General features: G+C 60.8%; 21 protein-coding genes and 2 pseudogenes. 11 read left to right on the forward strand and 12 right to left on the reverse strand.

Annotated features, from left to right (window positions below; all coding sequences use genetic code 11):
* Together LRP59_RS01310 and LRP59_RS01315 are read left to right on the forward strand one after the other, a co-directional pair.
* Positions 1 to 852, forward strand: a complete 852-nt coding sequence (locus LRP59_RS01310; RefSeq protein ID WP_002514184.1) for a lysophospholipid acyltransferase family protein — start codon at positions 1 to 3, stop codon at positions 850 to 852.
* Positions 852 to 1,334 carry a GyrI-like domain-containing protein gene (locus tag LRP59_RS01315; protein WP_002514185.1) on the forward strand — a complete coding sequence of 161 codons (483 nt, stop codon included), beginning with the start codon at positions 852 to 854 and terminating at the stop codon, positions 1,332 to 1,334. Before LRP59_RS01310 ends, LRP59_RS01315 begins: the two co-directional genes overlap by 1 nt.
* A 70-nt stretch (positions 1,335 to 1,404) precedes the next feature.
* Here LRP59_RS01315 and LRP59_RS01320 read toward each other — a convergent pair whose 3' ends face one another.
* From LRP59_RS01320 to LRP59_RS01335, 4 genes are all read right to left on the reverse strand, one after another.
* Positions 1,405 to 2,598 carry a septal ring lytic transglycosylase RlpA family protein gene (locus tag LRP59_RS01320; protein ID WP_002514186.1) on the reverse strand — a complete coding sequence of 398 codons (1,194 nt, stop codon included), beginning with the start codon at positions 2,596 to 2,598 and terminating at the stop codon, positions 1,405 to 1,407.
* A gap of 279 nt (positions 2,599 to 2,877) precedes the next feature.
* Entirely contained in the window at positions 2,878 to 5,136 is a 2,259-nt protein-coding gene (locus LRP59_RS01325) for a cation-translocating P-type ATPase (protein WP_002514188.1), read from the reverse strand.
* A gap of 188 nt (positions 5,137 to 5,324) precedes the next feature.
* A complete protein-coding gene (locus tag LRP59_RS01330; RefSeq protein WP_002514189.1) occupies positions 5,325 to 5,717 on the reverse strand; it encodes a heavy-metal-associated domain-containing protein in 393 nt (130 codons plus the stop codon).
* A 23-nt stretch (positions 5,718 to 5,740) separates the two neighbouring features.
* Positions 5,741 to 5,995 (reverse strand): metal-sensitive transcriptional regulator, encoded by a 255-nt coding sequence (locus LRP59_RS01335; RefSeq protein ID WP_002520825.1) that lies wholly within the window; start codon positions 5,993 to 5,995, stop codon positions 5,741 to 5,743.
* 614 nt (positions 5,996 to 6,609) lie between these two features.
* Here LRP59_RS01335 and dnaB point away from each other — a divergent pair.
* The 4 genes from dnaB to LRP59_RS01355 all read left to right on the forward strand — a co-directional run bounded on the left by dnaB (position 6,610) and on the right by LRP59_RS01355 (position 10,043).
* Positions 6,610 to 7,956: a replicative DNA helicase gene (gene dnaB, locus LRP59_RS01340; protein ID WP_002514191.1), complete on the forward strand. Its 1,347-nt coding sequence runs from the start codon at positions 6,610 to 6,612 to the stop codon at positions 7,954 to 7,956.
* Between the two features lie 41 nt (positions 7,957 to 7,997).
* A complete protein-coding gene (locus LRP59_RS01345) occupies positions 7,998 to 9,008 on the forward strand; it encodes a zinc-binding alcohol dehydrogenase family protein (protein ID WP_002533293.1) in 1,011 nt (336 codons plus the stop codon).
* A 145-nt stretch (positions 9,009 to 9,153) separates the two neighbouring features.
* A complete protein-coding gene (locus LRP59_RS01350; RefSeq protein WP_002514193.1) occupies positions 9,154 to 9,471 on the forward strand; it encodes a hypothetical protein in 318 nt (105 codons plus the stop codon).
* A complete protein-coding gene (locus LRP59_RS01355; protein WP_002514194.1) occupies positions 9,468 to 10,043 on the forward strand; it encodes a DNA-3-methyladenine glycosylase in 576 nt (191 codons plus the stop codon). The genes LRP59_RS01350 and LRP59_RS01355 overlap by 4 nt, the downstream gene beginning before the upstream one ends.
* A gap of 326 nt (positions 10,044 to 10,369) precedes the next feature.
* On the opposite strand, the gene LRP59_RS01360 is transcribed toward LRP59_RS01355, so the two are convergent.
* The 4 genes from LRP59_RS01360 to LRP59_RS01375 all read right to left on the reverse strand — a co-directional run bounded on the left by LRP59_RS01360 (position 10,370) and on the right by LRP59_RS01375 (position 15,980).
* Positions 10,370 to 11,620 (reverse strand): anaerobic glycerol-3-phosphate dehydrogenase subunit C, encoded by a 1,251-nt coding sequence (locus LRP59_RS01360; protein ID WP_002514195.1) that lies wholly within the window; start codon positions 11,618 to 11,620, stop codon positions 10,370 to 10,372.
* A 2-nt stretch (positions 11,621 to 11,622) separates the two neighbouring features.
* On the reverse strand, positions 11,623 to 12,966 hold the full coding sequence (glpB, locus tag LRP59_RS01365) for a glycerol-3-phosphate dehydrogenase subunit GlpB (protein WP_002514196.1): 1,344 nt from the start codon (positions 12,964 to 12,966) through the stop codon (positions 11,623 to 11,625).
* Positions 12,963 to 14,597, reverse strand: a complete 1,635-nt coding sequence (gene glpA / locus LRP59_RS01370; RefSeq protein ID WP_002514197.1) for an anaerobic glycerol-3-phosphate dehydrogenase subunit GlpA — start codon at positions 14,595 to 14,597, stop codon at positions 12,963 to 12,965. The genes glpB and glpA overlap by 4 nt, the downstream gene beginning before the upstream one ends.
* A gap of 417 nt (positions 14,598 to 15,014) precedes the next feature.
* Positions 15,015 to 15,980, reverse strand: coding sequence for a D-glycerate dehydrogenase (locus tag LRP59_RS01375; RefSeq protein ID WP_002514198.1), 966 nt, complete (start codon positions 15,978 to 15,980; stop codon positions 15,015 to 15,017).
* A gap of 75 nt (positions 15,981 to 16,055) precedes the next feature.
* Between LRP59_RS01375 and LRP59_RS01380 the strand changes: the two genes are divergently transcribed.
* Positions 16,056 to 16,562, forward strand: a complete 507-nt coding sequence (locus tag LRP59_RS01380; protein WP_002514199.1) for a MarR family winged helix-turn-helix transcriptional regulator — start codon at positions 16,056 to 16,058, stop codon at positions 16,560 to 16,562.
* Positions 16,559 to 18,287: pseudogene (locus LRP59_RS01385) on the forward strand (chloride channel protein). Before LRP59_RS01380 ends, LRP59_RS01385 begins: the two are co-directional and overlap by 4 nt.
* 2 nt (positions 18,288 to 18,289) lie before the next feature.
* Here LRP59_RS01385 and LRP59_RS01390 read toward each other — a convergent pair.
* Positions 18,290 to 19,696, reverse strand: a complete 1,407-nt coding sequence (locus LRP59_RS01390) for an amino acid permease (protein WP_002533294.1) — start codon at positions 19,694 to 19,696, stop codon at positions 18,290 to 18,292.
* A 115-nt stretch (positions 19,697 to 19,811) separates the two neighbouring features.
* Entirely contained in the window at positions 19,812 to 20,303 is a 492-nt protein-coding gene (locus LRP59_RS01395) for a MarR family winged helix-turn-helix transcriptional regulator (protein ID WP_023269397.1), read from the reverse strand.
* A gap of 113 nt (positions 20,304 to 20,416) precedes the next feature.
* On the opposite strand from LRP59_RS01395, the pseudogene LRP59_RS01400 reads away from it, so the two are divergent.
* The 3 genes and pseudogenes from LRP59_RS01400 to LRP59_RS01410 form a co-directional block, all read left to right on the forward strand.
* Positions 20,417 to 20,607, forward strand: a pseudogene (locus tag LRP59_RS01400) (hypothetical protein); the annotation flags it as partial.
* A 31-nt stretch (positions 20,608 to 20,638) separates the two neighbouring features.
* The gene (locus LRP59_RS01405; RefSeq protein ID WP_002514203.1) at positions 20,639 to 21,823 is read left to right on the forward strand and encodes a metallophosphoesterase; all 1,185 of its coding nucleotides are present in this window, start codon (positions 20,639 to 20,641) and stop codon (positions 21,821 to 21,823) included.
* The gene (locus LRP59_RS01410; protein WP_002514204.1) at positions 21,820 to 24,426 is read left to right on the forward strand and encodes an AAA family ATPase; all 2,607 of its coding nucleotides are present in this window, start codon (positions 21,820 to 21,822) and stop codon (positions 24,424 to 24,426) included. The genes LRP59_RS01405 and LRP59_RS01410 overlap by 4 nt, the downstream gene beginning before the upstream one ends.
* Before the next feature lie 58 nt (positions 24,427 to 24,484).
* Here the strand turns inward: LRP59_RS01410 and LRP59_RS01415 are convergent, their stop codons facing one another.
* Together LRP59_RS01415 and LRP59_RS01420 are read right to left on the reverse strand one after the other, a co-directional pair.
* Complete coding sequence (locus LRP59_RS01415; protein WP_002514205.1) at positions 24,485 to 25,831, reverse strand: MATE family efflux transporter; 1,347 nt, start codon at positions 25,829 to 25,831, stop codon at positions 24,485 to 24,487.
* On the reverse strand, positions 25,831 to 26,478 hold the full coding sequence (locus LRP59_RS01420; RefSeq protein WP_002514206.1) for a TetR/AcrR family transcriptional regulator: 648 nt from the start codon (positions 26,476 to 26,478) through the stop codon (positions 25,831 to 25,833). The genes LRP59_RS01415 and LRP59_RS01420 overlap by 1 nt, the downstream gene beginning before the upstream one ends.
* Positions 26,479 to 26,577 lie beyond the last annotated feature (99 nt).

Consider the following 26,577-nt stretch of genomic DNA (forward strand, 5'->3'; position numbering starts at 1 on the left):
ATGGCCAGCGTCAAACCCACTAAGGACCGGGGCCGGTACACGAATGATCTGTCCGCCGTGACGCGGCAGGCAGCGAACATGCTTCTGCTGCGTCCCTTGGTGTGGAAAGTCGTCAAAGTGAGCGTCCACGGAGCCGACAACCTCGACGGGCTCGACGGTGCCTACGTCGCCGTCGCTAACCATTCCTCCCACCTCGACGCGCCGCTCGTTTTTGGGGCCCTTCCCAAGCGGCTGTCAAAGTACCTAGCTACCGGGGCCGCTGCTGACTATTTCTTCACCGCCTGGTGGAAGGCCATCGCTCCGGTGCTCTTCTTCAACGCGTTCCCGGTCGACCGAGGCAAAGGCAAAAGTAAGCAGGGTGCCCGTAGTCCCCGTTCCCACCGCGGTATGGCTGGGTCACTGCTGACAGATGGCGTCCCCCTGCTGATCTTTCCGGAGGGCACCCGGTCTCGCACCGGCGCAATGGACACCTTCAAACCTGGGGCTGCCGCATTGGCTATTTCACGTGGGGTTCCGGTTATCCCGATTGCTTTAGTAGGAGCATGGGCGGCTATGCCGTCCGAGCAAGCCAGGTTACCAAAAGGACGTCCATTGGTCCACGTGGCTATTGGACACCCTATGGACCCTGTTCCCGGCGAGATCGCCCACCAATTCTCCGAACGGATTCGTCGCCAGGTCATTGAGTTGCACGACCAAACCGCCCGCGCCTACGGCATGCCAACCCTTGACGAATACGGACGCCACCGCGCGCTAAGCCAGGCCTCCGAGAGCGGCGACACCGCATCCACCAACCACTCGACGTGCACAAGCAAGGAGCCGGCTGAGCCACCTCGGCCAAACGGAGGTCAATAATGGATCGCACGGTCAATATCAGGGAGGTCGAGGCCTGCCGGGTCATTTCGATGATCCGGGTGGTGTCCATTGATGAGCTCGGCCCCTTCATGGACGAAGCCTTCGGGATTCTTGAGCGCCTTGCCCCCGGTGATCCCACCCTCGGCAAAGCCTCCCCGTTTGTCATTTACCACGATGGTCTCACTGCCGAACATGACGGAACCGTCGAGGTATGCCAGCCGATCCGAGGCACTATCGATGACGCTGTGCTCCCCCTTGACGTCGCTGTCCGCACCGTTGAGGCCCATCGGGAAGCGTGGGTCACCGTTACCAAAGCCGAACTGGAATACCCCGATATCGACGAAATCTACGATGCCTTTGACGCCTGGCTTGAAGAAGCTGGGCTAGTGCGCAGCGCCGCACCACGCGAGGCCTACTGGGCCGACTGGGACACCACCGGCATGGAGGAACCGGTCTGCGACGTGTGCTTTCCCATCGAATGAGGCGTCTCTTTGGTGCGAACGACTCAGGGATGCCGCAGCAGCACACCAAGCGCCGTCAAACAGGCTGTAATCAGCTGTAGCGGACGGTCACCAGACCCTGTCCGGGAGCGATAGCGTTCATCGCGGCCGTTGAAAGATCGAGGCATCGTCCACCGACGTAAGGACCGCGATCGTTAATGCGCACAGTCACAGTACGACCATTGCTGACGTTCGTGACGCGGATAGTCGATCCAAGCGGAAGGGTCTTCGACGCAGCAGTGAAGGCCGACGGGTCGAAGGTCTCACCGGAAGCAGTAGGGCCACCAGCAGTACCGTCACCCTCACCGTAGGTAGATGCCAAACAGGTAGTACCACTGGTCACCGGATCGGACGACTGAGATGCTGTCGAACGGTGCGAGGCGGAGGACGAACGCGTCGAAGGAGAACTCGACGACGCAGTCTTAGTGCCAACCTTGACGACCTGGGTCACAGGGGCGTTGACGACCTTGCTGGAAACCTTCTTCTCGGACACCTTCTTGCCGTCCTTAAAGACGACGGTCCAGGTTTCCTCGTTGATGCCATTGACACCCTTAGTGATGACCTTGATCTCGCCCTTGGACAGGCTGGAGTCCTCGACCTTCTTGGTGGAGAAGGGCACGGCGACACGACGCTTCTGAGACTTCTGGTCAACCATCGTCAGGGTAATCTTCATGTCATCGGACAGTGGCGTACCCAGACCCGGGTTAACGGCATCGCTCGAATCAACCTCAACCTTCGCCGCCTTGAGGGCGTCAGCAACGGTTCCAACCGCGGTAATCTTCTGAGTCTTGCCACCGATGGTGACCGTGACATCCTTAGCCGTCTGCATCGAGAAGGACAGCCCGGCACGCGAGATATCCAGCGAACGCGACACCGACACGAGGTTGTCAGGATCTGACTGGTTCAGCTGAGCCAAAACCTCGGCCACGTTCTTAGCCGTGGTCCAACGGACCACCTTCTTACCGTCAATAGTGACCACGACACGGCGACCGTAGTTAACGGTGATGACCTGGCCATCGTGAATCTCAGAATCCAGCGAGGGTTGCACATCGTCGTGCGGGCCAACTGGAATCCCCTGCTGGGCGAGAGCTTGCTTGACCGTGCCTGGCTTAACCTTGGCCTGCTGGGAGACTCCGTCCACGGAGAAGGTCACGGTATCTCGATCAAGTGCCTGGACCATCGTCAGGCCGCCAGCCGAGGTAAGGCTGAGGGCCCCGGCAATCGCGGAAGCTACAACTTTCGACATTCGACCATTTCAGTATCGGGGGCTCGAGGGCCCGGTACGGAGATCGGCGTCAGCCACACTGGCACGCGCCAACGTACCTCCGGTGGAAGGCACGGGCAACACCATAGAGCAGATCATCCGGAGAATCCAAAGATTTGCTGAGAAACTTAAGATTCGCTCGTTTTGAACGCATGCTCGGCGCGGATCACATCGACGTCGCCGAGGCCCCAGACTTCGTGGGAACCGTGCTATAAAGCCATTCTCCTGACGAGACCCCGGCGGTGGACCCATCCCAGGTTCTCAGTTTGAATCGCTCATCCCAGGATGCCAACGCACCAGCCTCATCGAGTTCGTGACAACGAAGATCGAGCTAAAGGCCATTGCCGCAGCCGCGATAACCGGGCTCAACAAGCCCACGGCGGCGACCGGAATAGCAATCACGTTATAAGCGAAGGCCCAGAACAAGTTCTGACGAATCGTGCGGTCCGTGGCGTGAGCAAGAGACAGGGCGTCAACCGCCAAACGCGGATCACCTCGGGTACAGATGATGTCGCTGGCAGCAATAGCGACATCGGTGCCAGTCCCCATAGCGATGCTCAAATCTGCCGTTTGGAGGGCAGCAGCGTCATTGACCCCATCCCCCATCATCGCGACGCGGGAGCCGTCCGAACGCAGCCGAGTGACAACGTCGACCTTGTCCGCGGGCATGACCTCACTCATGACCTCGCCAATGCCCAATTCTGACGCCACGTGAGCTGCAGCGCCGGAATTATCACCCGTCACCAGCACCGGGCGCACGCCAGCTTGAACCATCCGCTTCACCGCAACGACAGCTTCCGGCTTGATCTCGTCGCTCACCGCGATGGCACCGAGAATGTCGTCGCCTCGCCCCACCACAAGCACCGTACGGCCCTCAGCCTGGGCTCGCTCGACATTTTTCGACAACGCGTCAGGGATGGCGTCAAAAAGCGACACCCGCCCCGCCTTGGCCGGCAACCCGTTCACAGTCCCACTGACCCCAAGGCCAGGCAGAGCCCGAAAGTCCTCGGCGGAGGCCACACCTGGGCACGCCTCAACGACGGCCCGCGAAATCAGGTGCTCCGACCCCACTTCAAGCGCTGCTGTAACAGCAAGTGCGGGTGGGTTGTCAGAAATGTTCACCACACGTCCAGATTCATCCCACACCGCGACTACGGCCATCCGGCCAGTGGTGAGGGTGCCGGTCTTATCCATCGCCATGACGTCGATGCCGCGGGCCCTTTCCAGAGACCTCGCACCTTTAATAACGATACCCAACCTGGCACCGCGACCCGTGCCAGCAAGCAGGGCCATGGGGGTCGCCAAGCCCAGGGCACAGGGGCACGCAATGATGAGAACCGCCACCCCAGCGGTGAAAGCCGCCGTGACCCCCTGACCCAATACAGCCCACACAATCATCGTCAGGGCCGAGATGATCAAAACTGTCGGCACAAAAATCGACGAGACTTTGTCGGCGAGATCCTGGGTCTTAGAGCGACTGGTTTGAGCAGCCTCAACAAGGGTGGCGATGCGTGACAGCTCGGTATCTGAACCAACGGCGGTTGCCTCCACAACAAGCCGTCCAGAGGTGTTAACGGTGGCGCCGATCACCTCGTCACCGACCGCCACCTCGACCGGCAATGACTCCCCGGTAACAAGAGACGCGTCGATCGCTGAGCTTCCCTCAGCAACCCGACCATCGGTGGCGACCTTCTCCCCCGGCCGCACTACGAAGTGATCCCCCACCGTGAGGGCCTCGATCGGGACGGTGACCTCCTGCCCGTCACGGATCATCCGCACCGACTTGGCGCCCATCCGTAGCAACGCTTGCAAGGCCGATCCGGCCTCAGCGCGGTTACGGGCCTCAATCCACCGCCCAATGAGGATAAAGGTAATAACGCCGACTGATGCCTCCAGATATAGGGCAGAGGAAGGATCAGTGCGCTCCAGGGCCCATGTCATGCGGTGGCGCATACCGACATGTCCAGCACTGCCCCACATCAGCGCCCAGACAGACCACCCCAACGAGACCAAAGAGCCGAGGCTAATGAGAGTGTCCATTGAGGTTGCGCCATGCCGCAGGTTCGTCCAGGCGGCGCGATGGAAACCCTCCCCGCACCAAAAGACGACCGGGAGGCTAAGAGCCAGCGCCAGCCACTGCCATCCGTCAAACTGCAGGGCTGGAATCATCGAGAGCAGCATGACCGGCACCGCGAGAATGATGGCAACGATCAGTCTGGCGCGAATTTTCGCCGCGTGGTCCTCGGGTGGTGCGGCCGGCGTGGGGACACTAGCCCCGTAGCCAGCAGCCTCGACCACCCCGATGAGATCGTCGACCTCAATAGGCTTCGTGGTGAGGACATGAGCTTTGCTAGTCGCGTAGTTGACGGTGGCCTGGACCCCATCAACCTTGTTGAGCTTCTTAGTAATGCGGGCGGCGCACGATGCGCAACTCATACCTGTGATGTCGAGGTTGACGGAGGTAGGTTCCGTCGCGTCCTTCAGCTCAGACTGCGCGTCGGGGTGAGTCGGGGTAGACATGTGTTTCCTTCGTGGACGACCCACCGGAATCCGGGATGTCGGGGGCTACCGGCTCTCTTACCGGCAGCCCCAACGATCCAGGAGGCCGGGGGGTTGTAGGGAAAGTCAACGTCGGGGGTCGGGGTCTAACGGCGTCATGCGGTCCGAACCCGGGGCCCGACGTCAAGATCTCAACGGAGACTAATGGCTCAGGCTTGGTGACCGCCGCAGCCGCAGCCGCCTTTACTAGCGTGCTCGGCATGCTTAGCAGCAGCCTCCTCGGAGTGCTGGTGTCCGCCGCAGCCGCAACCCGATCCCTCAGCCTTCTTCCCGGCGTGGCCATGACCTCCACAGCCGCACTGACCACCGGGGTGACCGGCAGTGTCAAGAGATGAGGCTTCGGCGACGGTGTACTCTCCGGCCTCATCAACGGCATCGGCGACCTTACCAAAGGGGATCTCTTCAGCCGAGTCGATCGTCATTGAGCCTGATTCGAGGGAGACAGTGACGTTATCGACGCCGTCAAGGGCCGAGACTTCTTCGGTGATTGCCTTGACGCAGTGCTCGCAGGTCATTCCATTGATGGTGTAGGTCTTGTGCATTGTTCCTCCAAGTGTGCTTGCCATCAGGCTTTGACGAGGCGGGCAATGGCCTGATTGGCCTCGGTGATCTTATCCTCGGCCTCCTGCCCACCAGCTTGTGCCGCACGAGCAACGCAGTGGCTCATGTGCTCAGCGAGCAGTTCCAAGGAAACGGATTTGAGTGCCGAGGTGACTGCTGAGACCTGAGTCAAAATATCAATGCAGTACTTCTCCTCATCAACCATCCGCTCCAGGCCGCGCACCTGCCCTTCGATCCGTTTGAGACGGCGCAGGTGCATGTCCTTATGCCCGAGATATCCATGCTGGGGGTGGTTACAACCACATGCCCCGCAGGTTTCCCTCGGCGCCGAAGATTCGACGTCATGATCCCCCGCGACATGGTCACCGCCAGGGGCACAACAGCCGTCACCCGAGTTGGTCATGCATCCTCCTCTGCATCAGAGAGTACCCCGAGGGGGTATCTCAGACAAGGGCGCAATCTCCCGGTGACCTCACGTCACACTCGCCGGGCCTGCCGATGGTTTGACGGACCATCTAACCCGCTCCGGAGGCCACCATCCATATCCACAGCCCCTGTGGATAACGTGTCGCTAGATGGCACTCACGTCGCATTCAAACCCTACTTGTACACATCCCAGCTGAACACCGTCTCCCCCGCGACACGCCGAAAATTTTCGTCCAATAACTCACACAACGACTATAACCCCTAGTCAAAGAGTAGTTACTAGATAGTATTCCACGGCATATCCCCCGATCCACCGAGTTATCCACACATTATCCCCAGGCGGTCCACATCCATCCAGGCATTACCCACAAGACCTGTGGATAACTCTTGTCCGGGAGTACTTAAAACGTGGCACACTAGCCCCCTATCAGCCGTGAAGGAGCCGCCATGTCCTGCGCACCCGCCGAGCCGGGCCCGTCCTTGGACCGTAACCCTCCCCAGGACATTGACGCCGAAAAGTCCGTACTAGGTGCCATGTTGTCTTCCAAAGACGCCATCGCCGACGTCGTCGAAGAGATCAAGGGCGTCGATTTCTACCGCCCTGGACACGAGCTCATCTTCAACACCATCACCGATCTATACGGTCGCGGCGACCCTGCCGACACCGTCACCACCGCCGATGAACTAGATCGCCGTGGCGAACTCGAGCGAGCCGGCGGACGCCTGTACCTCGCAGAGTTACTAACCAATGTCACCGTCACCGCGAACGCGGCATACTACGCCAAGATCGTCGCCGAGAAAGCCGTCCTTCGTCGCCTCGTCGAAGCGTCAATCCGCATCGCTCAGATGGGCTATCAGGGGCAAGGAGAGGTCGCCGACATCGTCGACGCCGCCCAGCAGACCCTCTACGACGTCTCCACCCGCAAAACCAGTGAGGAGTACCACCCGCTCTCGGAATTATTCGAGAGCACCTTTGACGAGCTTGAGGCCATTGAGGCTCGCGGCGACGCCATGGCCGGCATTCCTACTGGGTTCACCGACCTTGACGAGCTCACCAACGGGTTCATGCCCGGCCAGATGATCATCGTCGCCGCCCGTCCGGCCATGGGAAAATCCACTCTAGCCCTCGACTTTGCCCGCGCCGCCGCCATCAAGAACCATCTCGCAGCTGCAATCTTCAGCCTCGAGATGGGGCGCAACGAGATCGTCATGAGATTGCTATCTGCCGAGGCAGGGATCGAGCTGTCCCGGATGCGTGCGGGGCACCTGTCCGAAGAGGATTGGCAGCGCATGGTTGACAAAACAACACAGATCTCGTCAGCACCGTTGTTCATCGATGACTCCCCTAACCTGACGATGATGGAAATCCGCGCCAAAGCAAGGCGGATGAAGCAAAAATTCGACCTCAAGCTCGTCATCATCGACTACATGCAGCTCATGACCTCTGGCAAAAAGGTGGAGTCGCGTCAGCTGGAAGTCTCGGAGTTCTCTCGCCAGATCAAACTGTTGGCTAAGGAGCTCGAAATCCCTGTCGTGGCCCTTTCCCAGCTCAACCGTGGCCCCGAGCAGCGCACCGACAGGAAACCCATGATGAGTGACCTGCGCGAGTCCGGGTCACTCGAGCAGGACGCTGACGTCGTCATCCTGTTGCACCGAGAGGACGTCTACGACAAAGAGTCCCCGCGCGCCGGCGAGGCCGATATCATCGTCGCCAAGCACCGCAACGGGCCGACACGGACCGTGCCAGTGGTGTTCCAAGGCCACTACTCGCGTTTCGTCGACATGCAGCGCTAACAGCGGTACCCAAGCAACCCGGTCGGCACTACCGTGGGGTCATGGAAAGCATGCACGCCGTTGCCATCACCGGGCCCCTGCCGGTCTCCGATCCCGAATGTTTCGTTGACGTTGACCTGCCAATACCGGAGCCGGGCCCGCACGACCTGCTCGTTGAGGTCCAAGCCGTCTCGGTCAATCCCATCGACATCAAGCTGCGTAAGGGGGCTGGAACGCTCTCGCATCCCCGCGTGCTGGGGTTTGACGCTGCATCCGTCGTGCGCGCAGCCGGATCGGAGGTCAACGGTTTCAGCGTCGGTGACGAGGTGTGGCATTCCGGAAACCGCGATCGTCCCGGCACCTACTCGCAATTCACCCTGGTTGACTCGCGGATCGTTTCGAAACGCCCGCCATCGTTATCTATCGCCGAGGCCGCATCCCTGCCACTCACTGCTCTGACATCATGGGAAGCCCTCATCGACCACATCCGTCTGGGTACCCCCGAAGAACGCAGTAACAAAGCCTTCCTCATGATCGGCGGCGCTGGTGGCGTCGGGTCGGCAGCCATCCAGCTAGCTCGTGCTATTACCAGCGGGCCGGTCGTTGCGACCTCCTCGCGCCCAGAGAGTGCACAATGGTGTCAGGATATGGGAGCCACCGGAATCATTAACCATCGTGAACCGCTCGCCCCGCAGGTCAACGACTTCGGGATCACCGGGTTCGACGGCATTCTCTCGGCTTATACGCCACCAGCATCGACTTTGGCTGAGATCATCGCACCGTTCGGACATCTGGTCATGATCGACGGAACCGACTCATTCGATCTCATGGCCTTCAAGTCAAAGTCGTTAACGGTGACCAGCGAGTCGATGTTCAGCCGTCCACAGTTCGCGACGCCCGACGTCGCCGAACAAGGCCGGGCACTGGCCAGCATCGCCGACCTCGTCGAGAAGGGGCAGATCCGTCCGACGATGACCCGCCATATCGAGGGTCTGACAACCCAGCATGTGCGTGAGGCCACCGCAGCCGTCGAGTCCGGCACCATGATCGGAAAAGTCGTCATTACGCTGTGATCCTTCGATAACATACTCGCCCCGGCTTACCGGGCACCAGTACGTCTAGAAGATGGGCGGTTCGCGACGCCTTGAGGCGACTGACGATCTCGACCCGAATCGGGGTTTACCCGGGCGTCCTAAGCCGCCCAGCTAGACTCGGGTCATGAAGCTGAACAGGGCAGAAAACGTCAACACCGCCGAGGTGGCCGGCCTCGGGCTCGTCGGAGGATGGCTCACTGCTCGCACTACCGGGGTCCGGCCACTGGGTGGAGCCGTGCTCGCGGCTGCTGGCTGCTGGGCTGGCCGCACCTGGCTCGCTAAGAGCGGACCGACGATTGCTGGCCTGCTGGGCGCAACCTACCTGGCAGCTCTCGGAGCTTCTCACGGATTGGCAAAGAAGACCGGTGCCTGGCCAGCGGTCATCACCGTGACCGCCGCTACCTGCACCGCGTGCCACTTCCTGTGCGACACCAAGGCATGATCGACCTCTCGGCTCCCGCTATCGAGGTCGCCCCGCTCCTACTCGGAGCAACGATCTGGCGCGGCCCGGTGGGGATCCGTCTCACCGAAGTCGAGGCGTACATGGGACTCGACGACCCAGCATCCCATGCCTTTCGTGGGCCAACCCCGCGCGCCCGCGTGATGTTCGGGCCGCCTTCTCACATATACGTGTACTTGTCTTACGGCATGCATCGCTGCGTGAACCTCGTGTGTTCACCAGATGGGGAGGCATCTGCCGTGCTGCTGCGTGGCGGGCAAGTCATAGCAGGCCACGATGATGCTCGTCGGCATCGCGGGAACGTCGCCGAGAACCGCCTTGCCTGCGGACCAGGAAATATGGGGTCAGCTTTGGGTGCCAGTCTCGAAGAGTCTGGAAACCCGGTGAGCATCATCGGCAATGATGCGATATCTGCCTTGGGCTGGCGCCTCGAACCCGCACCGGAGATTGCCGAATTCCGACAGGGCCCGCGAGTAGGGATCAGCCGCAACGTTGACGCCCCTTGGCGGTGGTGGGTTCCCCAGGACCCCACGGTCTCGGGCCCCCGAACATAAGCCACAACGGTCGCGCGGTCAGCACCCCCCTGACCTGCCGTGCCTTCCCAACCCCCCCGGTGACAAAAAATCCCGACCCACAACAGGCCACATCACAGCAGTGATCGGACCCGCCTCGAACCGGCAATTTTTGACCAGCCACGGCAAGACGACCCTCGACGGCCGGCCGGCGACCCCAGCCGGAAGTTGTGCCCGACATCGCAGCAGCACGTGAAAGGGCCGGGGCCCGCCCCCACAGCAGGTCCCGGCCGACTCCGGATCGCAGGAGGTCCGGCGAAGCTGAGCCCCCACGCCACCGAAGAGCGATAAGGTTCAGCAGGCTTTGATCAGTCGAGCAGGTTGTTCGACAGTCCGAGCGAGTGGTGCAGCAGCCACACCGGATGCACGATCTTGACACCCGAGGACTTGGAAATCTGCCAACGGCACGTCTCGGTATCGCACACCCCAACGCCCTCGTTGTGATCCTGCATGTGCTTGAACACACCCGCACCGATCTTCTGAGCGACCTCATAGCGCTCGGCCTTCAGACCGTAGGTACCGGCAATACCACAGCACGGCTCGTTAGACTCCAGCACCTTGACACCCGGGATGAGCTCCATAAGCTGAACTGCCGGGAATCCCATGCCCTGGCTCTTGACCTGGCAGGGCTGGTGATAGGGAACCGTGATGTCGATCGGACGGAATTGCGAAGCGTCGAACTCACCATTGCGGTACTCGTCCATGAGGAACTCTGAAAAGTCCCGGGAACGTACCGACACGTCGTGCAGACGAGGATCGTCAACACCCATAATCTCGTGAGCCTCGTGCTTCATCATGCCGACACAGGAGCCGGACGAGGACACGACTGTCAGACCCTTGCCGAGGCTGATGATTTTATCGCACAAGCTGAGGATGTCCTTGGTGGCACCCTCGAACAGACCGTTCGACTGCTTAGCCAGACCGCAACAGCCCTGCTTCGGGACGAGCACTTCATAGCCCAGGTGCTCAAGCACCTCGATGGACTTCTTGGAGGTCTCGGTCTCGAAGTAACCGCCGGCGCAGCCTTGGAAGAAGACGATCGGACCCTTGGTAGCTGGCTTGGCGGGCTTGTGGTGGCGCATCCACTTGCTGAGAGTCTCGGTCTGAGCGGTTGGCATCGGGGCATCACGATGGACCTTGATGATCTTCTCGACAGCGATGCGGATCGGCTTCTGATTGAGGCCCCAGTTAGCCAGCGGGGCGATCGGGGACAGCACACGTCCTTCAAGAGTGGTCAGCGGAATGAGGCGATCACGCAGCGGAACACCATTCTGGTGCTTCATCTTCGCAGCGGCCTGCTCGTTGAGCTCCGCGATCTTCACCCCTTGCGGACAGTGCAGGGTGCAGATGCCGCAGAAGTTACACCACTCGAGGGAGTGGTCAACGGAAGCCCCGTCACGGTAGCGCTCGCCTTGCGGGCCATTGTACTTCGGACCGGTGTAGAGCGGGGTGGCCTTGGCGACCGGGCACATCGTCTCGCAGATAGTACATTTGACGCAGGCGTCGAGCGACTGGCGCGAGACCTCGTGTCCGGCGAATGTCTCCTCGATAACACCCATGATCAGTTCCTTTCCTTGGTCGCGACGCCTGCCCTGACCGACGACAGGATGGCATCGGCAGCCTTGATGGCCGAGCCGAGGGCGATGCCCTCACCCGACTTTTCCTGCCACCTGGTGGCACCGGCGATCACGCCGCCGGCGGCGTAGACATTGGAATGGACAGGTTTACCCTGGTAGGTGACAAGCATGGTCTCATCGACCTCGACGCCGCACAGGAAGAGCGGCTGCGGGGAACCCCAGTAATCACCGTGGATGAGATCCTCCTCTTTGACGCCTTCCGGCATGGTGACCGGCAGGTCGAGGATGGTCTCATGCAGGTGGCCGTGAGAGTCAAGCTTGAGGGCTCCGGACTCGAAGCCACCGCCAGCGAGGACGATGGCGTCAGCCTTGATCTCCTTGCCAGCACCAGCGGTTCCGACGGTCACGGAGACAACCTTGCCGTCGGCCACCGTGCAGCCGGTGACCTTCGAACCAAGCACATAGTCAACACGCTCGTTCTTAGCGGTCACGACAAGCTTGTTGTTGAGGCGCATGCCGGGCACGCAGGGTGGCAGGGATGCGATCTCGAACACCTCTGCGCCGAGGATCTTCTTGAAGTCGGCAAGGACCTCGCTGTGGTTATCGATGCCGAGCACGGCCGGCAAGGCGACGATCTCACCGGGATTGACAAATCCCCTAAGCCCCTCAGCCAGCATTCGACGGGTACGAACATCGTCGAGGGAGCGAGCAATCGCCAAACCGGTGGCGTCGTACTCGCCCTCGCGGGGCTCAAAATCGACCACGACAGCGCGGGCTGAAGCATGGCCACCGCCAGGCAGCGTTGTGCGGTTGATGTTCTGAGCGATGAGACCAGCGTGGAAGTCTTTGTACTGGGCCAACCCAGTGACGACGACCTTGTCACCGTCCTTGAGGTTGCCGTTGATCATCGACGGCGGGACCAGGGCCGTAGGACGAATCGCACCGACGGCGGTCGGCATGTTGATCGTGGCCTCCCCGTCACCAAGCAGGTAGGAGTCACCGACAATCTCGCGCAGGAAGTCGATGCCCTCCTTCAGGGCTTCAACGCCGATCTTGGCGTAGGGATGAGCGGGGTGTTGGGACGCGAATTCTTGGACAGCCTGGTAGGGCTTCTCGACGCGATCCGGGGTGTAGCCGAGGATGTCGATAGTGCCCTGACCCAACTGCAGGCCGCCGACACCCTTGGTGACGAGGGTCACCCGGGCGCCACCGCGGCGCAGGCGCAGGGCGGTGGTGAGGCCGGCGAGGCCAGATCCAATGACGACGACGTGCTGAGCGCCGAAACGGTCGGCAGTAACCGACTGAGTGGGAACGGTTGTGGTGCTCACAGCTCAACCTCCTGCTGCGGGGTGGGAAGGTGCTCAACGTCGAAGGTGCCCTGGAAGATCCAGTCGTCAAGGGCGGTCTGACGAACCTGCTCGCCGTAGAGAATCGGCCACAATCCGATCCACCGGTTCTTGAGGAACAGACGCAGCAGACCGGTGGCGCGCTCGGCGTCAATGGTGCCCTCCTCAACAGCAATGCCGGTAGCGCGCATCGAGCAGAAGCCACCCTGGCAGGGACCCATACCCAGACGCAGCTGGCGACGCAGGTCGTCGAAGGTGGCGTCGGGCTGCTCGGCTAGCAGATCGGTGAACATCTTGCGGCTCATGAGCTCGCACTCGCAGATGACCTGGTTGTCAATCTTCTTCGATGACGGCACGGTCTTCGGGTCGCCACCGCGGACCAAACCAGTCCCGGCACGACGCTCTTCGTTCTCGCCCAGACGGTGGGTGATGAGGTAGTTCTTGCCGACGGTCGATCCGGGCACAGCCTCGTCTGCGGTACGGCAGGGACGGTCGTCGCCAAGTTGCTCACACATGACGTCGACAACATTCTTGGCCATCAGACGATAGGTGGTGAGCTTGCCGCCGATAATGGAGACGATGCCGTTAACACCGTCGCGAGAACCGTGGTCGAGGACGCTCATACCGCGGGACATGTGGCGGGTATCGGTGGCAGAGACTCGCTTGTCTTTGAATAGCGGGCGGGCACCGGCCCAGGCATGTACGGCACGGGCATCGCGGAATCCGGGGATAAGGGCCTCGCCGGAATCGAGCATCTGCTGCACTTCGTTGCGAGGAATGGCCAGCCGCTCCGGATCGTCAGCTTTGACGTCGGTGGTGCCGATGATCGACACGGTGTGCACCGGCACTAGGATGTCGCCGTCAGCAGGGTAGATACAGCGGTTGACTACCGTGTTCACCAGGCGGTGGTTCATCGCGATCATGATGCCGCGGCCTGGCACAACGTCAACGTCATAACAGCCGACAAGCTCAGCAATGCGTCCCGCCCACGGGCCAGCAGTGTTAATAACGAACTTGCAGTCGATGCGGATCTGCTCGTCGTGCTTAAGGTCGTGGGCGACCACGGCGGTGATCTGGTCTCCCTCGCGAATGATCTCGGTGACGGCAGTGTAGGTCATGACTTTGGCGCCGTATTCGATGGCGGAGTGGGCGGCGCCCCACACCATCTGCCAGCCATCGACCGAACCGTCCTGAACAGCGAAGGCGCGCTTAATGCCGGGGTTCAGACGAGGCTCGCGACGCAGGGCCTGCGCGGTGGAGATTTCCTCGAAGGGAACCTTGGACTTCTTAGCTCCCTCAACCCACTGATCAGAGAACTCCAAGTCATCTTCTGGGGTCACCACGAACAAGCCGCCGGTCTTCTCAACGGCGTCAGCGTGGATCCGAGTGACGATCTCATTTTCCTCAGCGCATTCCGTCGCCGATCCGGGGTCAGAGACGACGTATCGTCCACCAGAGTGGAGCAGGCCGTGGTAACGACCGGTGGTTCCTTGGCCGAGGTCGGCCTTGTCCAACAGGACGGCGCGGTATCCACGCATCGCGACGTCCCGCACGACGCCCGCACCGGTGGCACCACCACCGATGACAACGACGTCTGCGTCCATGGTCCTCATTGAATGCTCCCTTCGAAACCATCCGGCGTGTGGGGGGGTGGCTCAGGGATCTCGATGCCCCGCCACCGTTGCCAGGTACGTGACAAGGTTAGGGAAAGCGATGTGTAACAACCACCGAAAACGGCTTTCGTGCATGTTCGTGCACACCCCCTAGAACAGACGTGCAAACCGCGCTATAACGCGATTTCCGTGTCACAAGACCCCGTCTTCAACACCATGATTTAGATAACTAATCGGTTGTTTAAATACAGAAAACAGGACTTCGGAAATAGCCACTTCCACACGCTTTGAGACAATTCTGACCGCGTCATTGCGTGCTTTCCTTCACGTCAAAGAACACAGCTGGGCCCGGCTCTCTGCGACGAAGTTCCGCCAACGAGAACCGGGCCTACCACATCAACGCTGTGAGCGAACGAATCACTCCACCGGGGTTTCAGCCGGCTTACCGTCAAGGACCTTGGCGATATTGCGAGCAGCCAGACGACTCATCGCTTCGCGGGTCGGCAGCGCAGCCGACCCAAGGTGGGGCAGCAGCACGACGTTCTCCAACGTCAGCAAGTCCGCAGTAATCGTCGGCTCCTCCTCGAAAACATCCAGACCTACACCAGCAATCGCACCCGTCTTAAGAGCCTCCACCAGGGCAGCCTCGTCGACACAGGCGCCACGAGCGGTATTAACGAGGTAGGCGGTCTTCTTCATCGCAGCCAAGGCGTCAGCGTCGACGAGATGACGGGTCTCATCAGTGAGTGGACAGTGCAAAGAGACAACGTCGGAGGTTGCGAACAGTTCGTCGAGCTCGACGCGACGAGTGGGCTGGGTATTGAGATTGACGGCGTCAATCGCCGCGACATCCTTCTCATGGCGGGCGTTGTAGATGACATTCATACCGAAGGCTGCTCCGCGTCGAGCCATAGCCTCACCGATCTGCCCCAGACCGACAATGCCGAGGGTAGCCCCCTGTAAACCAGCGCCGAGCATGAAGGTGTGATCGTAGCGCCAAGCCCTGCCTGCACGCACCCAACGTTCAGCTTCGCCAGTACGACGAGTGACCTCAAGAAGCAACGTGAAGGCAAGGTCGGCAGTGGCCTCGTGGAGGACGCCTGGGGTCGATGTGACGACAACCCCAGCCTGCCTAGCGGCGTCAAGGTCGATGTTATTAAAACCAGCGGCGCACTGACCGATGACCTTCAGGTTCTTGCCTTGACCAATCATCTCGGCGTCGAGGGGATCGGACAAGCTCGTCAGTATGGCATCAGCGGTGGCGATCTGGCGCGACAGTTCCTGGCGGTCCATGAAGTGGTCGCCACCTACGACCTCGTGACCGGGGAGCTCCTCGTTAACGACGGACATGAGCTGCGGTGCGGTGACAATAATGCGGGCCATAGCATCACTGTAGGTGACCGCGCCACCGGCACACAGCGCGTCGCCAAAACTAATGCAGTGTGCAACAATTCCGCTGTGCAGATGTCGCGGGATGCAACGAACGGGCTGACCCCCGATCACACTGATGTTGAAATCGCTTTGCAGGCATCGTGGGCGCTCGTCGACGTAGCAGCCCGCTCCCTGGCGGAACTTGCCGAAGACGTCAGCGCGCCGCAATACCGACTCCTCGTCCTCATCGACGCTGGAGTGACGCGCGGAGTCGATCTGGCTCGTGACCTCGACGTCCACTCCTCAACCATCGCGCGTATGGTTGAGCGCCTCGTCGCCAAAGGGCTCATTGACCGTTCTCCCGATCCCGACGATCGTCGCGCCAATGTGCTCTCCCTGACGAACCGAGGGGCCACACTCGTGCAAAACGTCAATGAGCACCGTCGTCGTCAACTCGTCGACTTACTCAGCTACCTCGAGCCAGGCGAGATCGACACCGTCGTCACCGGATTCACCTTATTTACCCGCGCAGCCGAGGCCAGCGGACACGGCACCCCCAACCGCTCTTGCGCAGAGGATTCCAACCAGCAATGACCGAGACCGCCATCCACCCCGAGACCCGAGCCGCATGGGCCAAACGACTCAGGCGCCTGCGCCGTGCCCTCGTTCCGCACCGTCCCAAGGCCTTCCGAGACTCCCTGAACCGTTGGCTGCTTATGGGCACAGTCATCGGCATCGTCTCTGGCGTCGGTGCCATTATCTTCTTCTTCTGCCTGAAAACCGGCACGCATTGGCTACTCGAAACGTTGGGCGGCTATACCCCACCCGGCACCTTGGGGGAGGGCGGCGGTGCCGCCGGCACCAGGCTCACCCGTCCCTGGGCCATCCCGCTCGTCGTCGCCGGAGGCGCCCTAGTTTCGGGAACCCTGGTGTACTTCGTCGCACCTACCGCCAAAGGACATGGCACTGACAACGCCATTCATGCCGTCCATCACGACCCGACAGCTCTCAAAGGAAAAGTCGCGGCAGTCAAGATCATCGCATCTTCCCTCATGATAGGTTCCGGCGGTTCGGGTGGACGTGAGGGCCCCACTGCCCAGATCAGCGCGACCGTCATCTCTTCACTGTGCAAGAAGCTCAAAATCGCCACCCCGGACGCCCGGATTGCCGTCTCAGCAGCCACTGCCTCAGGCATCGGTGCCATCTTCCGCGCCCCACTGGGCGGCGCGTTACTAGGTGCGGAGCTGCTCTACCGCGACGATATGGAATCCGACGCGATCATGCCTTCCCTGGTGTCGTCGATCGTCGCCTTCGTGGTCTTCGGGTCGGTATACGGATTCGAGCCAATCTTCGGATCGCTCAGTGGAGTGCAGTTCTCCCAGCCCTTGCAACTCATCTGGTTCGTCCTGCTGGGCCTCACTGCTGGCCTCATGGGCAAGCTTTACGTTGAGGTTTTCTATGGCGGCACCACGTTTTTTGACCATCTCGACAAGGTTCCTGGCTGGCTCGTCCCGGCTATCGGTGGTCTGGGAGTCGGGCTGCTTGGACTCCTCATCCCGGCAGCATTGGGCACCGGTTACGGCTCAGTGCAACAAGAGATGTTCGCCAGCAACCTCGTGCGGATGCCGCTGCTCATGGTGCTGGCAATCCCCTTCGCCAAGATCCTCTCGACGACCTTGTCCATCGGATCGGGCGGTTCCGGCGGCGTCTTCGGCCCTGGCATGGTCATTGGCGGAGCCACTGGCGCGGCACTGTGGCGCCTCCTCGAGGGGCTGCCAGGTATCCCATCCTCACCGATGAGTTTCGTCATTGTCGGCATGATCGCCTGCTTCGGTGCGGTTGCCCATGCCCCACTCGGCGTGCTGCTCATGGTTGGCGAGATGACCGGAAACCTGTCGATGCTCGCTCCTGGCATGATCGCCGTCGCCGTCGCTGGCCGAGTTGTTGGGGATACTTCGATCTACACCTCCCAGCTCAAGGATCGCCTGGAGGGCCGACGTGTCCATGCCATGGGCCGCGTCACGAAACTATCAGAGCCTAAATCTGACGACGAAGTGGCTAGCCCGAAGCCCGCTATCAAGAAGCCATCCGGAAAGCAGGCTTCCCTCTCGAAGCCTGCTGCTGAGCCGCTCGCCAAACCGCAATCCAAGCCCGCAACAGTTCCCTCCCCCCATCCGACCACGATTCCCACCCCAGCCGCTCACCAGCGTGATACGCCTCGGATCGTCCCGGAAATCATTCGGGCCAAAGACCGTAAACACGAGCTGCTCGCTCGGCCCCCCAAACCCCCCGAACGACCCGGGACCGTCATCCGCTTGAGTTCAGTCGGTCGTGGGACGGAAGGGGCTGCGTCCGGCGTGATGGGACCATCCCACCCCAATGACATAGAGGATGACGACGAGCGCGCCCGTTGACATCAGCTGAGCTCGAACGTCGGGGGAAAACATGCCTAGTACAACGATGCCAATCAGCAGGATCATTGCAGCCCAGTTCACCATCGGAAACCCTTTCAACCGCATCGGCAGCGGGGTGCCCTCCTTCTCAGCGCGGCGACGCAGCACGTACTGAGAGCAGATGGTGAAGAAGTAGGTGACGATGATGGTTGAACCGACGATGTTAAGCAGGGTACCGAGTACGGCGTCGCCCCATTCGAAAGTAGCCAGCACACAACAGAACCCAAAGGCCACGCTGGCCAGCACCGCGACCGTCGGCACCGAGCGACCCCTGGTTCGCATGGCGACGCGAGGGGCCATGCCGCGTTCCGCTAAGGAGCCAAGCATCCGGGCAGCCCCATAAAGATTGGCATTGAGGGAGCTCAGCAAGGCCAACACAATGACCAAGGTCATGACCTCGGAGGCTGCCGGGATACCAGCCCGGTTAAGGACGGCCACGAAGGGGGAGGCGCCGAGCTCGGGGTCATCCCAAGGCACCGCAATAACCATGATGGCTACTGAACCCATGTAGAACACCAGGATTCGCCAAACGATGGTGCGCACAGCCCGGGAGACATTGTGGGCAGGGTCTTCGGTTTCGGCAGCCGCCACCGCCATAATCTCGATACCGCCGAAGCTGAAGGCGACCAAAAGCAGGGCCGTCGCCACCCCAGACCACCCATTGGGCAGGAATCCGCCGTGGCCGACGAGGTTGGATGTTCCCGCTGCGGGAGCCGCCAAGACTCCGCAGATAAGCAGCACACCGATGGCAAGGAAGACGACGACGGCGACCACCTTAAGCAGGGCAAACCAGAACTCGAACTCTCCGAATCTGTCAGCTCCCAGCAGGTTGATTGCGGTGAGGACGACCAGGAAAATGAGGGTGAGCAGCCAGACGGGGGCTATTGGCCACATGGCAACAAGGGTCGACGCCGCCGCGATCGCCTCGGCCGCGACGACGACGACTAGTTCAATCCACCAGACCCACCCCATCGCAAAGCCAGCTGCTGAGCCCATGGCTCGGGACGTGTAGACCGAAAACGCCCCGGAGTCGGGATGGGCTGCAACCATTTCGCCGAGCATGTACATGATGGCGATGACGAGTAACCCGGCGACGATATATGCCACCAAGGTTGCTGGTCCAGCTGCAGCCACACCCTTGCCAGACCCTACGAAGAGTCCGGTTCCGATGGCCGAGCCAAGGCTCATCATCACCAGGTGACGGCCCTTCATGCGGGGTTTGTCCATAGCGGGTTCGCCGGATTCCGCCGGGATGCCCGTGGCCACTACTGCCATATGTGCTCCTCATCTGCGTCGGTGGGGCTGATGATAAAGCTGGTTCGGTTTCGCGAATGTGACCGTTTCCCTAGGTGGGACGAGACGTGACATGACACGGCGAGGTGAAGTACCTTCAACTGTGGTCTGTGGGGTTGGCCTTGTCTTCTTCAGCAAGACTCTGGCAAATTCGCGAGAGAATAGCTTCGAGGTCGTTGAGGTGGCCGTAATTAAGCCCGCCAAAAACGACGCGTCGGACCAGAGCAGCGTGGCCCGGGGCGGCCTGTTGTAATGCCGCCGTGCCCTGATCGGTGAGGTGAATGATGGCCCCTCTGCCGTCCGAACAGCAGACGCGACGTTCTATGAGGCCTCGCTTCTCCATACGCGTGAGGTGATGGGACAGCCGGGAGCGTTCCCATCCCATGTGCTCTGCCAGGGCCACGACTCTCATTTCGCCGCCGTCGGTCTCAGAAAGACGCACGAGCACCTCAAAGTCCTGCACCGACAATTGCGAATCGCGGGACAACTGGCGGTTAAGCACGGCAGGCAAGGTGGTCGATACTTCCAGCCACAAGCGCCATACGCGCTGCTGGTGGTCGTCGAGCCAAACGGCGGAGTCCTCAGTCACAGTGCCTCCTTTGTTGCCGAGTATAAGGGCGGTAAGCACATCTTCTGCCACCGAAGCACTTTCTTGTTGACACGTCCAGCGTCTCCGTTGAGGTGGCTGCCCAGACCGCGTCCTTGGCCTCCGGTAATGCCGATCGCGACGCCCACGTGAAGTCCGCTGATGTCCTCGACGTCGAGAACGACCCGACGACGGCCTTCCGCTCCACCTCCGCCGCTATCAGCGTTATCAAGCAGAGCTGAGCGTCAGATCATCGCTGAAACTGGCCCTGACAAGCCAGAACATTACCGGAACACGCGTACACAAACAGTATCGGAGTCATTTCCTATCATGCTGCTATGACGAGATTTCTCCACACCTCAGATTGGCAACTGGGGATGACTCGGCACTACCTGTCGAAGCGCGGCGACGACGACCCGCAGGCACGGTTTACTGCCGATCGGATCGAGACGGTGCGCAGGCTGGGCGACGTTGCCCGGCAGGAGGGCTGCGAGTTTGTCGTCGTCGCCGGAGATGTCTTCGAAACCCACAATGTCTCCACTCAGATCATTGCCCGCGCGTGTGAGGCGATGGCCTCCATTGATCTCCCCGTGTACCTGCTGCCCGGAAATCACGACAGCTTAGAGCCGGGGTGTCTCTGGGATGGGCCAGAATTCGCACGGCGCTGCCCGAGCAACGTCCAGGTGCTGCGAAACCACGCAGAGATCCAGATCACTGACGGCAACGGGGTCGTCATCGCTACGATCGTTGCCTCTCCGCTGACAACCCGTCACCCGTCGACCGACCCCCTCGCCGACCTTGTGAAGAACCTGGAGCCCGCCCAGACGCCACGCATCCTGGTCGGCCATGGCCAGCTTGAGGGGCTATCGGGGGATGCTCGTGAAGCCCTCATCTCGCGAGCTCCTCTCGACGATGCGATTGCCCGGGGGGCGCTGAGTTATGTCGCGTTGGGCGATCGTCATATCGCGTGGCCGACCAACGATAACCACGCCGCCATCCGGTACAGCGGAACCCAGGAGACAACGAGCTTCAACGAGGAGAGTGTCGGCACTGCGGTAATCGTCGACCTCGGTGATCCTCTTACCTGCCAGACGATCAATGTTGGCACGTGGTTGCATGCCCGAGTGAGCCAGGAGGTAGCCAGCGAGGCAGACCTACAGGCCCTGCGCGATAGGTTCGACTCCTTCGACCACCGAGATCGCACCATCATCCGCTACGACCTTCACGGCCAGGTCACTATCTCTCAGAAGGCAAAGCTCGACGAGATCATCGCTGACTATGAAACTGTCTTCGCAAGCCTTGAACCGAGTGAAAACCGCCATGACCTCACCGTGGTGGGAGACGATGTCAGCCTGACTGAGGCTGATGTGCCCGGCTGGGTACGAGATGCTGCCGAAGAATTGTCGGACATATGCGCTACCAGTGAAGACGCCGTCGCTGCGCTCACCCTGCTGCACCGTCTCGTCAGCGCTGAAGAAGTCGGTACCGCAACTACTGCACACACTGCGGAGGTATCACGATGAAGCTGCACCGCATCCACGTCGAAAATTTCAAAGCGATTGACGAACGCACCCTCGAGTTGCCCGATTGTGGGGTTGTCATTGCAACCGGACGCAACGAGATCGGCAAGACCTCCATGGTGGAAGCCCTCGACCTGCTCCTCGATACCGGCACCAAAGCCTCATCGAAATCCCGCAAAGTCCGAACCGCTCAGCCCTATGGCACATCTCTGCAGGTGGTCGTCGAAGCTGAGATGACGATCGGCGATCACCACTTCGTTCATCGCAAATGCTTTCTCAAGGACAAGGAGTCTTCACTGAAATTCCTTGCCGGGCCTCGTGCTGGCCAGACCATCACCGGCGACGAGGCTGTCGAGATGATGGAAACTCTGTTGTCTGGCGCAGATATGACTCTGTGGAACGCGCTGCGTCTCATGCAGGCCAGCGGACTATCCCCGTTGCGGCTGGATTCTTCCCAGGCCCTCACCGCTGCCTTGGAACAAGCTGGCGGGCAGCAACCTGACGAGGGTTCCGGAGGCGGACTCATGGATCGGGCTCGAGCGGAGTATGACAAGTACTTCACACCCGGGGGATCAGAGCGCCGTAACGTCTTCGCAGATCGCGACGAGCTCGAGGAGATCCACAGCAACCTTGCCAAAGGACAAGAGAGACTCGCAGAGGTCGACGAAGTCGTCGACTCCCTCAGCAGAATCAACGAACAGATCAGCCACGATCAGACCGTGGTGGCATCCAAAAAGTCCGACTGCCAGAAAGCCGAGGCTGCCCTTGCGAGCCTCACCGACCTCGAGAAAGAAGTCGAGACCGCCAAACGTACTGCCAAGGAAGCAGCGCAGCGTCATGCCGAGGCCAGGGCGGCCCACGATATGAGGGCCAAGCTCATCGACGATCTCGCGACGGCCCAGGATAAATATGAGTACTGCCAGCGCGTGGCCGCAGAACTATCGGAGCTGGGCCGAAACGTCGCCGAGGAACGCGAGGAAGCCCAGACAGCTGTCGATGAGGCTCAGAAGAAGGTTACCCAGGCCGAAGAGGCCGAAACTCAGGCTCGGCAGACCCTTACAGCCGCGCGAGTTAGTGAAGAGTCGACCAAGGCTCGACAACAGCTCGACAGGATCCATGAACTCAAGAAGCGCATAACGGCCGAGCAGCAACGCCTTGACACCGAGAAAGTGACCAGCGAGGCACTATCCGCGCTAAGGAAAGCCGTCAAGGCCGACGACCTTGCCCGCGATAAGGCATTGATGGCTAGCCCCCAGCTAGCCATCGAACACCTCGCCGACGGGGTTTCACTACGCATTGACGGCGCCGACCTCGATGTACCGATCGGTGCGACGAACCAGCGCCGGGTAGATGACGAGCTCGTCATGGAGATGGGTGAGGCTTGGCGGGTGCGGATCTCCCCCACCTCTGAGGTCATGACCTTAGGAAACGATGCCGTGAAGGCCCACCAAGACGTAGTGTCACAACTCAAGGACCTAGGTGTGACGAGTCTGGAGCAGGCAGAGTCTCGTCTAGCTGAACGCAAGGTCATGGAGACCCACATCTCTTCCTGGCGGGAACACCTCGAGGAGGAGCAGGGCAAAGTCACCATCCAAGAGCTTGAAGTCATGGCTGAGCGCACCACCGAAACCGTCAGCGTCACGGCCGCCGAGGCTCAGAAGCTGGAAGAGGAGGCTGTCGCCGCAGCGAATGAAGCGCGTACCGCCCAACGTCAGGCTGACAACCGGCTAAGAACGGTGGAAGAGCGCCACATCGAGGCTCATGAGAAGGTCTTCCGGGCAAATATCGACGCTGAAAAAACCGCCGAAACGGTCACCAGGCTCTCTACCGAACTGACGGCTGCACGCAAAATCACTAGCGATAAAGCCCTCACCGAGACGCTCACAGCCGCCCAGGAGCAGGCTCGACTCACACAGGCCGAGGCCGACCGCGCCCACGCCGCGCTAGCGGAACGCAACCCCGAGCAGGTCCACACCGAAGCTGAAGGAACGCAGGTGGCACTGACGACCGCAACGGACCGCCTCGAGAGCAACATCCGTCGTCGGGCAGAACTCAACGGACAGCTGCAGGGACTTGGCCGCCAGCAGCGTCAGACCGAGGTCGACTCCCTCACTATCAAGGAACACCAACTGGCTCGACGAGTGACTGGATTGGAGCAGCGTGCACGGTCAGCCAAGTTGCTGTACCAGACTCTGTTAGCCCACCTGGACCACGTGCGACAGTCTTACGTGGCACCTTTCACCACCCAAATCGACCGGATTGGACGCGGGGTCTTTGGCCAGGATCTTCACGTCGAGATCGACTCCACCTTGTCGGTTGTGGCACGTCAACTCAATGGCTCCCGACTGGAATGGGACCAGCTGTCGTCAGGGGCCCGCGAACAGTTGGGACTGATCGTCCGGCTGGCCGCCGCTCGGCTCATCGACCCCGACGATGGGGTGCCGGTAATCCTCGACGATGCTCTGGTCTACTCCGATCCCGTGAGGGTCAGGCACGTCCTCGCTGAGGTAGCCCAAGGTGCCCAGACTAGCCAGATCGTGGTGCTTACTAGCGCCCCAGAGAGGTACGACTCCGTACCCGGAGCGCAGCGCGTGGACTTCGAGTGACTCTAGGGTGGCTCGTCGGCCATAGGCCGCTCAACCCCCTCAAGCTCCCAAAACCCGCTCAGGCGCCCGTCCTCATCCAGGCGTCTCCGCGCGCACGCCATGCCAAGATTGCACACCGCACGATCATGAACCCGCTGAAGGCAACCCACAGCCACACCACTGCAGCGGCCGGGTCTGACGGCGCCAAGAGGTGCACAGCCCAGGCCATCGGTAGATACACCAGGAGCATGACAACCTGAGCACCCGACAACCATCGGCCGTCACCAGCCCCAATGAGCACCCCATCGAGGACGAAAGCCGGGCCAGCAACGATCTGCTGAGCTGCCACGACAAGCAAACCAGCAGCGACCGCTCGGTGTACGGCGGGGTCGTCGGTGTACAGGGCAGGAACCACCTGATGGAAAGCCGCCAGCACGATGCCAATAACAACGCCCGCCACAAGCCCCCATCGCGTCATCGTGGCCGTCAGTGACCGGGTACGACGGACGTCACCAGCTCCCAGGCTCGACCCGGTGAGGGCCTGGCCGGCAATACCCAGGGCGTCCATGGCCATGAGTAGCAAGTTCCACATCGTCATCGTCACCTGATATGACGCCATGGTGATCGCTCCAGACCGCGCGGCGACCCAGGTTGTCACGTAGAGAGCGGCACGCAACGCCAGGGTTCGAATGAGCAACGGAATACCATCACGCAAACTTGAAGCAATGCCGCTCAGGTGCGGCACCAAACTTAAGTCGAGGCCGCGAGTTCGTATCCGCAGCACCCACACCAGAGCCACCGCCATGGCTATCTGGCAGACGAGGGTGCCCATGGCGGACCCCTGGATGCCCCAACCCATACCAAGCACGAACCACAGATTGAGCACCAAGTTCGCACTAAAGGTGACGACCGTCACAACTAAGGGCGTGCGAGTGTCTTGGAACCCACGCAACACTCCTGTGATCGCCATCGTGGCGAGCATCGCGGGCACTCCAAAACCGGTGATGCGCAAATAGCGTCCCGCCTGTTCTGCAACCGCACCGCTAGCTCCAAACCAACCAGCTACCGTCGTCGGAATAGCCACCAGCATGATCGCCACAAGCAGGCCAATGATGACAGACAGCCACAAGCCATCCACACCAGCCTGGGCAGCTCCCTGACGGTCCCCCGCCCCCATTCGACGTGACGATGTTGCCGTCGTCGCGTAGGCAAGGAAAACAAAAAGCCCTGTGAAGGTCGTCAAGGCCGCCGAAGCCACACCCAGGCCTGCCAACTCGGCGGTGCCCAGATGCCCGACCACTGCGGAGTCTGCAACGAGGAACAGCGGCTCAGCAATCAGGGACAAGAAAGCAGGCACTGCCAGATTCAGAATCTGACGGTATCCGGCCCCAACCTCGGAGCCCGGATCGCGACCCCCTCGAACCATCAAGCTCGTGCTATCGCACCGCGCAGGGACGCACGAATGACATCGAGAACCCGATCAGCCCACTCAGGAGTTTTCTCACCACGCAGGGGACCAGAAGTCGACAGCGACGCAAAACCGTGAAGCACGGACCACAGAAGAATGACGAGGCTCCGGACGTCAACCCGATCAGAAAGCGTGACCTCTCGATCTGAAAGGACATCTCGGATTACCGAATCGGGCAGATTCGGTGCTTTCGACCGGTCCACGTTAAGAGCGTCAAGCCCCGTATCCGAAATACGATACGCCACGTCGAAGAGCCCCGGCTCAGTCAGAGCGAAATCAAGATATGCACGGCAGGCAGCCACGAGTTGGGAAACTGCCATGCTCTCATCGTCGATGGGCTGGGCCTCAGCCACCGCTTCACGCATGACGACACCGATTTGGTCGGCAGCCGCCAGACCCACCTCATCAAGAAGGGCCTCGCGATTCGCGAAGTGACGGTACGCGGCGTTAGGTGATACTCCTGCGCGGCGAGTAGCCTCACGCAGCACAACAGCCTCGGTGCCACCGCTGCGAGCCATCTCCAGACCCTTCTTTACGAGGACTTCGTGAAGATGACCATGATGGTACGTCTGACGTGGTTGCGACGAGTGATGCGTCTCCGTCATTAATGATCCCCCGGTCCGTTAGTAGCATGGCGCCAACCTGACTGGCTGAACGCTGACGCCCAACCATACGTGACATCTGTGGCCCCGGCTGACAGCCCT

This window comes from Cutibacterium sp. 37298 (assembly GCF_023838685.1).
GTDB classification, from domain to species: domain Bacteria; phylum Actinomycetota; class Actinomycetes; order Propionibacteriales; family Propionibacteriaceae; genus Cutibacterium; species Cutibacterium acnes.